General features: G+C 34.7%; 13 protein-coding genes and 1 pseudogene. 7 read left to right on the top strand and 7 right to left on the bottom strand.

From position 1 onward, the window contains the following. Positions 1-3 precede the first annotated feature (3 nt). The 5 genes from ACFX5U_RS02340 (at position 4) to ACFX5U_RS02320 (ending at position 3,571) form a co-directional block, all read left to right on the top strand. Positions 4-390, top strand: a complete 387-nt coding sequence (locus ACFX5U_RS02340; protein ID WP_400262397.1) for a TraR/DksA family transcriptional regulator — start codon at positions 4-6, stop codon at positions 388-390. Between the two features lie 60 nt (positions 391-450). Beyond that, positions 451-1,101 (top strand): lipoprotein signal peptidase, encoded by a 651-nt coding sequence (locus ACFX5U_RS02335; RefSeq protein ID WP_038695942.1) that lies wholly within the window; start codon positions 451-453, stop codon positions 1,099-1,101. Positions 1,102-1,164: 63 nt separating this feature from the next. Further along, positions 1,165-2,112: a M20/M25/M40 family metallo-hydrolase gene (locus ACFX5U_RS02330; protein ID WP_400262396.1), complete on the top strand. Its 948-nt coding sequence runs from the start codon at positions 1,165-1,167 to the stop codon at positions 2,110-2,112. Further along, positions 2,112-3,029, top strand: coding sequence for an SDR family oxidoreductase (locus ACFX5U_RS02325; protein ID WP_235212344.1), 918 nt, complete (start codon positions 2,112-2,114; stop codon positions 3,027-3,029). The genes ACFX5U_RS02330 and ACFX5U_RS02325 overlap by 1 nt, the downstream gene beginning before the upstream one ends. A gap of 14 nt (positions 3,030-3,043) precedes the next feature. Further along, a complete protein-coding gene (locus tag ACFX5U_RS02320) occupies positions 3,044-3,571 on the top strand; it encodes an acyl-CoA thioesterase (RefSeq protein WP_038695939.1) in 528 nt (175 codons plus the stop codon). Between the two features lie 62 nt (positions 3,572-3,633). On the opposite strand, the gene ACFX5U_RS02315 is transcribed toward ACFX5U_RS02320, so the two are convergent. The 4 genes and pseudogenes from ACFX5U_RS02315 to ACFX5U_RS02300 form a co-directional block, all read right to left on the bottom strand. Next, entirely contained in the window at positions 3,634-4,041 is a 408-nt protein-coding gene (locus ACFX5U_RS02315) for an EVE domain-containing protein (protein ID WP_038695937.1), read from the bottom strand. Beyond that, complete coding sequence (gene gldC / locus ACFX5U_RS02310) at positions 3,983-4,405, bottom strand: gliding motility protein GldC (protein WP_400262395.1); 423 nt, start codon at positions 4,403-4,405, stop codon at positions 3,983-3,985. Before gldC ends, ACFX5U_RS02315 begins: the two co-directional genes overlap by 59 nt. Positions 4,406-4,429: 24 nt before the next feature. Then, on the bottom strand, positions 4,430-4,669 hold the full coding sequence (locus ACFX5U_RS02305; protein WP_144243254.1) for a hypothetical protein: 240 nt from the start codon (positions 4,667-4,669) through the stop codon (positions 4,430-4,432). Continuing rightward, a pseudogene (locus ACFX5U_RS02300) lies at positions 4,669-6,019 on the bottom strand (DEAD/DEAH box helicase). The gene ACFX5U_RS02305 and the pseudogene ACFX5U_RS02300 overlap by 1 nt, the downstream one beginning before the upstream one ends. Before the next feature lie 186 nt (positions 6,020-6,205). Between ACFX5U_RS02300 and ACFX5U_RS02295 the strand changes: the two are divergent. Both ACFX5U_RS02295 and ACFX5U_RS02290 read left to right on the top strand, forming a co-directional pair. Continuing rightward, entirely contained in the window at positions 6,206-8,344 is a 2,139-nt protein-coding gene (locus tag ACFX5U_RS02295; protein ID WP_400262394.1) for a S46 family peptidase, read from the top strand. 126 nt (positions 8,345-8,470) lie between these two features. After that, on the top strand, positions 8,471-8,650 hold the full coding sequence (locus ACFX5U_RS02290) for a hypothetical protein (RefSeq protein WP_038695931.1): 180 nt from the start codon (positions 8,471-8,473) through the stop codon (positions 8,648-8,650). A 135-nt stretch (positions 8,651-8,785) separates the two neighbouring features. Here ACFX5U_RS02290 and ACFX5U_RS02285 read toward each other — a convergent pair whose 3' ends face one another. Genes ACFX5U_RS02285 through ACFX5U_RS02275 form a run of 3 tightly spaced genes read right to left on the bottom strand, consistent with a single transcriptional unit; the run spans position 8,786 to position 12,347 of the window. Next, complete coding sequence (locus tag ACFX5U_RS02285) at positions 8,786-9,580, bottom strand: GLPGLI family protein (RefSeq protein ID WP_038695929.1); 795 nt, start codon at positions 9,578-9,580, stop codon at positions 8,786-8,788. A 9-nt stretch (positions 9,581-9,589) separates the two neighbouring features. Then, entirely contained in the window at positions 9,590-9,892 is a 303-nt protein-coding gene (locus tag ACFX5U_RS02280) for an outer membrane beta-barrel protein (protein ID WP_400262393.1), read from the bottom strand. Then, positions 9,873-12,347, bottom strand: a complete 2,475-nt coding sequence (locus ACFX5U_RS02275; RefSeq protein ID WP_400262392.1) for an outer membrane beta-barrel protein — start codon at positions 12,345-12,347, stop codon at positions 9,873-9,875. Before ACFX5U_RS02275 ends, ACFX5U_RS02280 begins: the two co-directional genes overlap by 20 nt. Positions 12,348-12,544: the final 197 nt, after the last annotated feature.

Raw genomic sequence — 12,544 nt, 5'->3', positions numbered from 1 at the left:
ATTATGGTAACTAACTATGTAAAGACACGCTATAGCGATTCAGAGCTTCAAGAGTTTAAAAGCATTATCTTGGAAAAATTGAGAATAGCAAAAGAGGAACTTGCTTCATTGACCGCATCCCTGAATAATAGCGATGCGAATGGCACTGATGATACTGCTGGTACTTATAAAACATTGGAAGATGGTTCGGCAACATTAGAAAAAGAGCAAACCAATCAATTGGCTGCTCGTCAACGCAAATTCATAGACAACTTAGAAGCTGCTTTAATTCGTATTGAGAACCAAACTTATGGCATTTGTAGAGAAACAGGTAAATTAATCCAAAAAGAAAGATTGAAAGCTGTTCCACATACTACGCTAAGTATTGAAGCTAAAAACAAACAGTATTAATTTTATTCAAATACAAAAAAACAATGGTCTTTACTGTCGGTAAAGACCATTTTTACAACTATGAAAGGCTATACTAAACCTGTAATATTAATTATTCTTGTTCTTTTAATTGACCAAATATCAAAAATTTGGGTAAAATTAAATATGACCATCGGTCAAAGCTATGAAGTGATTGGCAAATTTGTACAAATACATTTTATAGAAAATAATGGGATGGCATATGGAATGGAATTCGGCGGTGAATTTGGAAAACTCATGCTAACACTTTTCCGTATTATCGCTGTTGCAGCAATTGGTTATGGTCTGCATTACATGGTCAAAAAGAAATATAATAGAGGATTTATCCTCAATATTGCTTTAATATTTGCAGGAGCACTCGGTAATATCATCGATTCCACTTTTTACGGCTTAATCTTTAGTGAAAGTACATGGTACGACAAAGCATCTCTCTTTCCTGCTGATGGGGGTTATGCCACACTCTTTCACGGAAAAGTAGTCGACATGCTTTACCTTCCTCTTGTTGAAGGGACCTTTCCAACATGGCTCCCAATTTGGGGAGGTGAAGACTTTCTATTCTTCCGACCAGTTTTCAATGTTGCCGATTCAGCTATTTCTGTCGGAGTGGTCTTAATATTACTCTTTCAAAAGAAATATTTTAAAGAAGAAAAGGAAGAAAAAACGAGTATTCACAGCGAAATTGTGGAGGATTAAATATGGCTTACTAAAGTCTTGAATTATCAAGGCTTTTTTTATTGCATAATAACAATAACTCAAATGAACTTATACATTAAATGGACGCTATTGACACTCCTCAGTGTCCTAAGTCTACCTAGTATAGCACAATACAGCGATACTAATTTGGTGAAAAAACATATTAACTACCTTGCGAACGATAAAATGAAAGGTCGCGGAACGGGCAGCAAGGAAGTGTTCAAGGCCGCAAATTATATTGAAAAATATTTTAAAAAGCTGCATCTTCAACCTTTGGGAGAAAAAGGATACCGTCAATCTTTCGATGCTAAAGTCTGGAAAGTAAAGGTGAGTGATAGTATTCGAAAAGCAGATAATATTATCGCTTTTTTAGATAATGGCGCTCCGCTAACGATTGTAATTGGCGCTCACTATGACCATTTGGGAACAGGTCATCAAGGGAGTTCGAAGGACTCTTTAGGTGTTGGTAAAATTCATAATGGTGCAGATGACAATGCCTCTGGGGTGGCTGGACTATTAGAACTGGCTCGTTATTACAGCACCAATAATGTAAAAGAAAGTTACAATTTTCTTTTTATCGCATTCGGAGCTGAGGAATTAGGCTTAATAGGTTCTAAGTACTTTACTGAACACCCAACATTGCCTCTAAACAAAATAACAGCCATGTTGAATATGGACATGATCGGAAGATTAAACCCTGAACAAGGTGTAGCTGTAATCGGTTACGGTACAAGTAAAGCATGGCCAGAAATATTTGAAGGAATTACCCCTAGTATCAAGTTCTATACAGGACATGATGGAAATGGTGGCTCTGATCAAACTTCATTCTACAAAAAAGATATCCCTGTTCTATTTTTTCATACTGGTGGACATCCTGATTACCATATGCCGACAGATGATCCTGAAAAAATCAATTATACAGGGCTTACAGGTATAATTGACTTCGAAGTCATGGTTATAAACAATATGTTGAAACAAACTGAAAAACTAAAATTTCAATTCACAAATTAATGATGATTACCAACAAAGTGTTAATAACTGGCTCTAATGGTTTTTTAGGACAGAAATTAATTGATTTACTTAGTAAGAACCCAAATTATGAGGTTTTTGCTATTTCAATGAATAAAAACAATAATCCAAACGTAGAAAATTATCATTTTCAACAATTGGATTTAATGAATTCGGAACTTCTAGACAGCTACCTATCAGAAGTTAAACCCAATTATATCATTCATACTGCGGCTATCACAAGTGTTGAAGGATGTGAAGCCGATAAGGCTCTCAGTGAAAAGATGAATGTTGAAGTTGTTGAGCAATTAGCAAAATTCTGCGAGCGTACAAACGCCTTTTTAGTACAGTTATCCACAGATTTTGTTTTTGATGGAAAAAATGGACCATATAATGAGGATGATTCGACCAATCCACTGAGTGAATATGGGAAAAGCAAACTACGTTCTGAACAAGTTATCCACAGCTCTGGATGTGCGTATGCTATCTTAAGAACCATATTGGTTTATGGAATAAATGCCAATCCAAATCGCTCTAACTTAGTGCTTTGGGCAAAAGAAAAACTTTCAAAAAATGAAGCAATAAAAGTAGTAAATGATCAATGGCGCATGCCAACTTTTGTTGATGATTTAGCAGAAGCCTGTCTTTTAGCTATTGAAAAACGTATAACTGGAGTTTTCCACATCAGCGGAGAAGAAATGTTTACAATTGCAGAAGCCGTCTATCAAATTGCAGATTTTTGGAACTTTGATAAATCATTAATTTCAGAAATAACGGCAGCATCCATAAATCAATCTGAAAATCGTCCACAAAAAACAGGTTTTATATTATCAAAAGCCAAATCGATTTTGGGCTTTCAACCAACTCCTTTCAAAGCGAGTTTAGAAATAATCGACAAACAATACGGAATCTTCCGTTAATAATAAAAATAGAGATGAAGGATAAATGTGCTAAAGAGTCTACTACGGTAATGAATGAATTAGTATTACCGAATGATACGAATACTTTTGGTAATTTAATGGGAGGTAGATTACTGTATTGGATGGATATCTGCTCTGCCATGGCAGCGCAGAAACATTGTAACAGTCCTGTCGTAACCGTATCTGTTGATAACGTTTCATTCAAAAGGTCTATTCGACTGGGCGAGGTTGTCACAATTGAAGCAAAAGTAACACGTGCTTTTAACACTTCAATTGAAGTAAGAATGGAAGTTTTTGCTCAAGATCTTCCATTAGGAACAAAAGAAAAATCAAACGAGGCCTATTATACATTCGTGGCCATAGATGAGCATGCTAAGCCGCAACCTATTCCAAAAGTCGTTCCTGAAACAGAATTGGAACATAGGCTGTATGACGAGGCGATGAGGCGTCGTGAATTACGCTTAATATTAAGTGGTAAATTAGACCCAAGTAAAGCTACTGAATTAAAAAATCTGGTTAATCTATTTGATCACAAAGGTTAATTTAAAAAGCCTCAGATTATATAATCTGAGGCTTTTCTATTTTTTCCTATTGAAAGATGTTATTATTCGTTACCTAAAGCTACAATACGATCAAACTCCTCTGCTTTCAAAGGCATAACGGATAATCTACCTTGTCGTACCAATGCTATATCCTGCAAAAACTCATCAGCCTTAACTTGTTCTAAGGTTACTGCCTTCTTAAAGGTTTGGACCGGAGCTAAGTCTACAACCACCCATTTTGGATCTTCTGTTGTTGGATCTTGATAATATTCTTTTACCACTTTAGCAATCCCTACGACTTCCTTTCCTTCGTTACTATGATAAAATAAAACAAGATCACCCTCTTTCATTGCTTTGAGGTTGTTACGCGCTTGATAATTGCGTACCCCATCCCAAAACGTCTCGCCATCTTTATTGAATTGTTCCCAACTGTATTTGAAAGGTTCTGATTTGACTAAAAAGTAATTCATATCGGAGAAAATTTAATTTTGTTGTTCCAGAAACTTCCATCTTATCTGCAAAATGTGCGCAGTAATCACGTAAATCTGCAATAACTTTTTCTGCCACGGGGTCGCCACCTGAGGAACGTAAAAAAGTATCACCTAATGTTTGCAAAGTTTCATAAAAGAAACGTTTCATCTCATCATATGGCATATCCTTTGTCCATAAATCGATACGCATAGAATTCTTATAAGCGGAATCCCATAGCGCTAAAAACATGGCTTTTGCAGGAAGTTCATCCGAAGATTCGCCATCACTAGAAGACCAAGTAATCGTATTTGGAACATTAGTTTCATCCAGTTCAATCTGTAATTTTATTTCTGCTTTTTTCATATTAATCATGCTATTTAAAAAGGCTTAAGTTATTTTTATAAGGAGCGTTAATATAGCAACTACTACTACAAAACCCAACTCGTAAAGCCAAAGTTTTCTATCTTGTTTTATGAAGACACGGAAGAAAACATCCACTAATAAAAGTACAACAAGCAATATCACTAGCGCAGTTGTAGAAAGTAATGGATTGTTGTCTCCCATATCTTCTACGATATACCACGCCACTAAACATGCCGATACGATATTAATTGGTGTTAACCTCACTATTTTGTCCTATAATTCCTTTTAGTCGAAGTTTTAGGTCCTTGCTTATTGGATCTAAATCCTGATGCACGTTGAGATGCTTTCGCTTCTTTTTGTTTGATCACAAATTTTTTCTCATGGAATGCACCTAGAAAATCAGGATCTGCTTTTCTTTTCTGATTATCGATTTCCTTCGCAATCAACTGACGTTCAAAATAAGGAGTCTCTTCTATAAATACTTCATCTGGTAATGGGATAACATCAACAGATTGACGGATTAATTTCTCGATTTTTCTGAAATAGTGTTTCTCCGCGTCATTACAAAAAGTAATAGCATCGCCCGAGTTAAAGGCTCTTCCAGTTCTTCCGATACGGTGAACATAATCTTCTGTTACAATAGGTACCTCGAAATTAATCACATGGGACACATTGGAAACATCTAAACCACGAGCAGCTACATCAGTCGCAACAAGGATCCTAATATTACCTTCTTTGAATGCGTTTATAGAATTAATACGCGTATTTTGACCTTTATTCGCATGTATAACACGAACTTGATCTTTACCATATTTACGTTCTAAGAAGGAAAAAACATTATCTGCAACAGTTCTTGTTTTACAAAATACAATTAAACGATGGAATGATGCATCATCTTTCAACAATTGCTGTAAGAGATTCAATTTCGTTTTTTGATTTGGGACAAAATAAACACACTGACTGATTGTCGTTGCAGGAGTTGCTTGTTCAGACACTTCAATAACAGTAGGGAATGCCAAAAAATCACCGGCAATTTTACGAACCAATTCACTCATAGTCGCGGAGTATAAAAGATTTTGTCTCCTACGTGGTACAACTTCTAAAATACGATGAAGTTTGGAAATAAACCCCATATCCATCATTTTATCGGCTTCATCCATGACTAAGAACTTCAATGATTTTACATTGATATGCCCTTCTAAGTATAGGTCTAAGAAACGACCTGGTGTTGCTACAATAATATCCACTCCCTTTTCAAGGATTTCAATCTGGGTTTTAGGCCCTAAACCACCATATAATACGACTGTACGTAAATCAAGATATTTTGAATATGTTCGAATACTTTCTTCGATTTGCATAGCAAGCTCACGAGTCGGAGACAAAATTAAAGCACGCGCGTCTTGTCCTTGTGCATATTTTAATTTCATCAATATAGGTAAGACAAATGCAGCAGTCTTCCCAGTGCCTGTTTGTGCTACTCCCATGATATCTTGACCGGCTAGCGTCGGTATAATAGCTTTCTGTTGTATTTCTGTTGGAAACTGTATAACCTGCTTCTTCAATTGCGTTCAAAAGCTGCTTATTCAATTTAAAATTTTCAAATGTTTGCTGCATTTTACAAAGGTAAGGAAAAGCATCCACTTGCTTATCCTCAGCATTCAATGAATCTCAGATTGACGAAAAATTGACACAACTATTTCATTTTTATACAAATTGGGGGGCAAAAGTAGGTGCATTTTGATTTAAAGCAGAATTAAACCACCTTTGTAGTAAATAACTAAACTTTTTTATCAAGTTTGTATGAAAAAATTATGGATCTTATTGCTGCTAATCACAGCAAGTTTGACCACTTTCGCAGATGAGGGAATGTGGTTCCTAATGCATTTGAAGCGCCTAAATGAGGCTGATATGCAAAAGAAGGGATTGAAATTGACGGCTGAAGAAATCTACAGTATCAACAATTCAAGTTTAAAAGACGCGATTGTACAATTTAACGGTGGTTGTACTGCAGAAATCGTTTCTAATCAAGGACTAGTATTTACAAACCACCATTGTGGTTATGGTGCTATTGCCGAGCTATCTACTCCAGAAAACGATCATCTTACCGATGGGTTTTGGGCAAAAACAAAATCAGAGGAGTTAAAACCAAAATCTTTATACGTGCGCTTTTTCGTTCGTATGGATGACGTCTCTAAAAGAATCTTATCTTTAGTAAATGATAAGATGTCTGAATCTGAACGCCAAAAAGTAGTTAACCAAGAAATTGCCAAAATCGAAAAAGAGAACAGCGAGAATGGCAAGTACATCGTTAATGTAAAATCGTTTTACAATGGTAACGAATATTACTACTTCGTGTATCAGGATTATACAGACGTTAGACTAGTAGGTACTCCGCCTAATAGCATCGGTAAATTTGGTGGAGATACAGACAATTGGGAATGGCCTCGCCATACAGGTGACTTTTCCATTTTCCGTGTATATGGGGATAGCAATGGCAACCCTGCTGAATATGCAAAAGATAATGTTCCTTTAAAACCGAAACACTTTCTACCGATCAGCTTAAAAGGTTTCAAAGAAGGTGATTTTGCCATGATCCTAGGTTATCCTGGTCGTACAAATCGTTGGATGCCTGCTGGTGGAATTGACCAAAACGTAAAGTTTGCTTATCCGGCATGGGTAGAAGCTTCGAAAACAGGAATGGATGCCATGAAAAAATACATGGACAAGGACCAAGCTGTTAAGATTAATTATGCTTCAAAATATTCTCAAGTTGCAAACTATTGGAAAAACCGTCAAGGTATGATTGACGCTTTAACATTACACAAAACCGCAATCACAAAAGCGCAGGATGAAGCTAAATTCAATAAATGGGCCAATAAAAAAGAAAACAAAGCGCAATATGGCGATGTTATCGCTACGATCAACGACTATTACGCTTCTACAAATGAAAAAGCACGTCATGACAACTACCTAAGTGGTATGTTACGTTCTAGTTCATTAGCTGCATTGCCGTTCTCAATTGGTAATGGATTGGATATATATGTGAAGTCAAATGAGGCTAAGCGTCAAGAATTGTTACCAAAATTGCAAGCAGCTATTAGTTCTGGTTATGAAAAATTATACTTACCTCTTGAGGAAGATGTATTGATCGACGAACTTAATCTTTATGCAAAAAAAGGTGGCAATATAGCGCCATATGTTGCAGAATTAGCAAATCAAAACAACAATGATTTATCTTCATATGTAAGCGAAGCTATAAAAAACAGTATTTTTGCATCTGAAGAGCGCTTAAACAACTTTTTGGAGAATCCAACTGCCTTGGCTTTAGAAAACGATCCATTGTATAAATTATCTTCTGCCCTATTAAACAAATACCGTGAATCATCTGCAAATGATCAAGCAGCAACTGATAGATTTGAAGCAGCACACCGTAAATATGTTGCTGGTGTATTAGCATCAAATCCAAAAGGTAAATTTTATCCTGATGCAAATAGTACCTTACGTTTAACTTACGGTTCGATCAAAGCATTACCTGCTGATAAACGCAATGATGCAGCTGAAAACTTCTATACAACCTTACAGGGTACAGTTGCTAAGTATAAAAAAGGTGATGAAGAATTTGATTTACCTCAGCGATTGATCGATTTACAGAACAATAAAGATTACGGCCGTTATGCAGATAAAGCAGGATATTTACCCGTTAACTTCCTGAGTGATAATGATATTACAGGTGGAAACTCAGGTTCTCCTGTAATAAATGCAAATGGAGAGCTAATTGGCTTGGCTTTTGATGGTAATATTGAAGCAATGGCAGGAGACGTCATTTTTGACCACAAATTGCAACGTACGATATCTGTTGATATTCGCTATGTACTATTTGTGATTGACAAATTCGCCGGAGCTACAAATATTATAAATGAATTAAAAATTGTAGATTAATATTATTTCACGTTTTTTAACACAAAAATTTCAGAAAAATATTTTCTATTAAATTGGTTTTTGTATATTTATTGTGTTAATTAGAGTAATAAACAAGACCATAAAACTAAAATTATAATTATTAAAATGGAAAACTACGTAAAATTAAAAGAGTTAGTAGCATCAATCGAAGCAGATGCAGACAAATTTTTCAACAATGGTAACTCTGCTGCCGGTACTCGTGTACGCAAAGGATTACAGGACATTAAAACATTAGCACAAGAAATTCGTAACGACGTTACGTCTAAAAAAAATGATGGTAAATAGTTTTTATTTATCTTGTTAAACGTAAAAGGCGCTTTTAAAGCGCCTTTTACGTTTAACCTTATATAGTAATCATTAAGGCCCATGAACTTAAAAGTTTATGGGCCTTAATGTATTCAAATGGCAATCTAAATTTCACTACATTAAAAGTAATTGCATAATATATTTAACCATCTCTTTTGTCATCATTCCTGAAGAAAGAGTCTGTGTAAATTGCTTATCGACTTCAGCTCTTGATAATACTTTAACCTTTTTGGCTTCAAATACCTTCTTATCCATCACTGGAGCACTAGAAAGTTCCACCTTAGAAGCAAAGTAGGAGACGTGTTGATTAGGTACTACAAGTCCTAAAATCATTCCTGGTAGGCCATTTATTGATTCAGGGCCACCATATACAGGTAATTCATTGGCATAAAATCCGATTACATATATTGAATCAGAGGTAACTCCATTTGCCCTTCGGCAATTATAGCCTGCTATTTCACGATATTCATCTGTTATTTTCCATTTTATTGTCTTCAATGTATCTGCAATAACAATCTTTTCTCCAAAGATATCATTGAATCGCCTATAGCTATTTTGTTCAAGATTAGAAGATGTGACACCGTCAAAATCTAATGCTAATTGCATAATGAAACGAGAGGATGCTGGATCCAGCTCTTTCTTCACGGGTTCGAAAAGTGTTTCACTTCCATTAAACTTCAAGGTTTTTTGAATTGTGACACTTTGAGGGGCTGTTGAAACCATCTCTTGAAACCAATGGCGAGAATTCTCATCAGCTTTTGCTACGAATTGCTTAGCGATGATATTTTTAATATACATCGTCTTATCATATGTAATTGTCCCTGATTTTGAAAACAAGGTATATTGTGCTTTACTCTCCCCTACTACAAACAGTAGTAATAAAACCGCTAAAAATTTTAATATTTTCATAAATAAATTTTAATTCATAAACATTTTAGTGAAATCCCAACTCAATTTCAACATGTAATAACGTTGAATCGTGTCATAACGACGTTGTGTGAAAACGGAGTTATTTTGACTACGTGTAAATCCTTTATTTTGATTCAAGACGTCATTTACCGTAAAGTCCAATTCTAAAGATTCATTTTTCAAGAATTTCTTACTCACTCCAGGGTGAATAAGTAATTGATCAAATTTGGTTGCAAAAGCCTTAGTTGATGCCTCGTAAGTATAATCATAGTTGACATACACTTTAAATTTCTTAGGAAAAAAATAGCTCATGCCTCCATATGAAACCGAAAGTAAAACCATTACTATTTACATCAGGCTGTAAAGAAGAACTCATTGTTTTGAACCCAGGAGTCAAGTTGATATCGAAATCGAAACCTTTTTTCATATTTCTAGAGATCGCATATGTAAAATTATAATTTAACACATCAACTTTATTTAAAGCTCCGTTAATCATATTATAATTTTTTGATCCATTAACTGCTATTCTAGGAGAATTTTCGATTCCCAAATCTTTATTCAACTTAAAATGGAATCCTCCATAGATATTGATGGATTGATTCGTTTTATCCGTTAAATTTTCCCAACGATAAACACTCTTACCACTTTCTTCATCAGTTGTAATGTTCTGAACAAAAGCATCATTTTGATTACTGTAGTTCGCTCCTAAATAGGTATAAGAGCCGGAAAGAATTTTAAACGAGTTATAATTCACATTAAAACTATTACTAAAAGAAGGTTTCAAATTCTCATTACCTATCACCAAGTTTAATTGATCGGTATTATCGAGGATAGGCTGAATCTGATTCAAAGATGGTAATTGATTTCTTCCTGAATAACTAACATAAATTCCCTTTGCTTTTGTAATATTGTAGCCAATATTCAAATTAGGATTGTAAGTTAAAAAGGAACGTTCAACTTTATCTTTCGATCGGTTATTTGATTGTTTTAACTGATCATCGTTTAGACTATTCGTGAAATTGACTCTAAGTTTTTCGTCTTTATAACTTAATGCCACTTTATAATTATTAGAAAATCGATCATAACTATAATCATTACTGAAACGATCATCCAATACATCATACTTACCCGATTCATTCTTATTATAAGAGAATTGTGTTGAATTATTATCATTCTTATTCAAACCATAATTTAAAGAAAGATTCAGTTTTTTCGTTAAAGGTTCGGTATAAGTCAATGTAGCACCTTTACTTGTATTATTACCATTGTTTAATTTATACTGATCGGTAATTGTATCCCTTGAAAATACATTATCTTTATAATACGTAATTTTAGAAAGTAAATAGCCATCACCATCATTTTCATCTCTATTGATATTCATATTTAAGGAGACTGAACGTCCGGCTTTTTTGAATTTCTTAGTTAGGAAAGCGTTAAGACCAAAAGATTGCGCATCCGAATTTCTACTATTATTCGTCGAATCAGAGTTTAATAAAAAACCATCTTTATTTGTCATTTTTGACAACGATCGATCATCATTCCAATTTTTACTTTTTGAGGCATTACCTTGAATGGTTAAAGTAGTCAACGAATCAAACTTCAAGTCATACTTCAAATTCATCCTTTGCTTCGTTAAATCTGATTTAGCATTTCTTACTTTATCCGTAAATTGAATATCGTTTTCTAAATTATTTTGTTTATTTGTTGTCTCATTACCGTCACTTTCAATTTTCCCGTATTTGTAACTTAAATTCAGTTTATGTTTATCGGTCTTCCACTTATCAAAAAAGCTGACACCGGTATTCATTACTTTAGGTACTCCTATAGCATTAGACCCTGAGAAATCGTCACCTCCTGAATTGTAATACATACCATCTTCGTTATAGCTAACTCCTGAATCCGACCCATATTTCTGAGCATCTTCCCAAGACAAAGACGTACCACCATTATTACCAAATAATCCGTAAGCAGATATCTTTTGTGAGCCTTTAAATTTATTCAGCATTAATTGACCATTGTAATAATCATCAGTTCCGGCACCAGCAACAGCTTTCCCAAACACCCCATTTTTAGAACCTTCTTTTAGCTTCACATTGATCGTTTGTTCTTTATTTCCATCATCGACACCTGTTCGTTCTGCTTGCTCAGATTGTTTTTCATAAACCTGAACTTTGTCTACCATATCCGAACGGATATTACGGGTAACTAATTTTGGATCATCACCAAAGAACTCCTCGCCATCCACCAAAACCTTTTTAACCGTCTTTCCTTGTGCAGTGATATTACCCGCCGCATCGACTGTAATACCCGGCAATACTTTTAACAAGTCCTCGACTTTGGCATTTTTCTCCACTTTGTAGCTACCAGCATCATACTCTGTCGTATCACCTTTTATAGTAACCGGAATACGACCTGTTACGATAACCTCTTGTAAAAGCTGCGTAGTACTCGTCAGACCAACCTTTAAGGCTGAATAATCTTGATTAGGTAATATTGAGGTATAATAATCGCCGTATTTAGGATAACTCACAATAAGCACCCCTTCACTCTCAAGTGGTGTATTTAACGAAAAATTTCCATTTTCATCAGATCTGGTAAAATCTAGAAGAATAGAATCTTTGGCACTCAAAAGCATGATCGTTGCATTTGACAACTTCTGCTGATCTTTGGCATCGCTAATTTTACCTTGTATTTTACTTTGAGCAAAGCAGAAGCTCACAAGCATCGGTAAAAGCAATAACAAATGGAAAACTGTTTTTCTTTTCATTTAAAAACTATAATTATCAGGTTGGTTAATAAAACTGCACAAATATATTGTATAGTTATTCCTATTAGATAGCGTTTCCATGGAAATGTTACAAAAATTGTTATATTTTTTTTTATTACTCTAATTATGGTTGTAAAAGCATAATTATCAAAGTGAAATTACAATGTTTTACCTATTTTTGTTATAAATACATTCAT

Origin of the sequence: Sphingobacterium sp. SG20118, assembly GCF_044740685.1 — a bacterium.
In the GTDB taxonomy this organism is placed as follows: Bacteria; Bacteroidota; Bacteroidia; order Sphingobacteriales; family Sphingobacteriaceae; genus Sphingobacterium.
The sequence above is the reverse complement of the archived record's forward strand: the minus strand, read 5'-3'. Positions and strand labels throughout refer to the sequence as shown.

Bases quoted from the DNA above. Each gene is read 5' to 3' on its own strand.
- ACFX5U_RS02330 (WP_400262396.1), top strand. From the start codon at position 1,165: ATGAACTTATACATTAAATGGACGCTATTGACACTCCTCAGTGTCCTA.
- ACFX5U_RS02320 (WP_038695939.1), top strand. From the start codon at position 3,044: ATGAAGGATAAATGTGCTAAAGAGTCTACTACGGTAATGAATGAATTA.
- ACFX5U_RS02340 (WP_400262397.1), top strand. From the start codon at position 4: ATGGTAACTAACTATGTAAAGACACGCTATAGCGATTCAGAGCTTCAA.
- ACFX5U_RS02325 (WP_235212344.1), top strand. From the start codon at position 2,112: ATGATGATTACCAACAAAGTGTTAATAACTGGCTCTAATGGTTTTTTA.
- ACFX5U_RS02290 (WP_038695931.1), top strand. From the start codon at position 8,471: ATGGAAAACTACGTAAAATTAAAAGAGTTAGTAGCATCAATCGAAGCA.
- ACFX5U_RS02315 (WP_038695937.1), bottom strand. From the start codon at position 4,041: ATGAATTACTTTTTAGTCAAATCAGAACCTTTCAAATACAGTTGGGAA.
- ACFX5U_RS02335 (WP_038695942.1), top strand. From the start codon at position 451: ATGAAAGGCTATACTAAACCTGTAATATTAATTATTCTTGTTCTTTTA.
- gldC (WP_400262395.1), bottom strand. From the start codon at position 4,405: ATGAAAAAAGCAGAAATAAAATTACAGATTGAACTGGATGAAACTAAT.
- ACFX5U_RS02275 (WP_400262392.1), bottom strand. From the start codon at position 12,347: ATGAAAAGAAAAACAGTTTTCCATTTGTTATTGCTTTTACCGATGCTT.
- ACFX5U_RS02285 (WP_038695929.1), bottom strand. From the start codon at position 9,580: ATGAAAATATTAAAATTTTTAGCGGTTTTATTACTACTGTTTGTAGTA.
- ACFX5U_RS02280 (WP_400262393.1), bottom strand. From the start codon at position 9,892: ATGAGCTATTTTTTTCCTAAGAAATTTAAAGTGTATGTCAACTATGAT.
- ACFX5U_RS02295 (WP_400262394.1), top strand. From the start codon at position 6,206: ATGAAAAAATTATGGATCTTATTGCTGCTAATCACAGCAAGTTTGACC.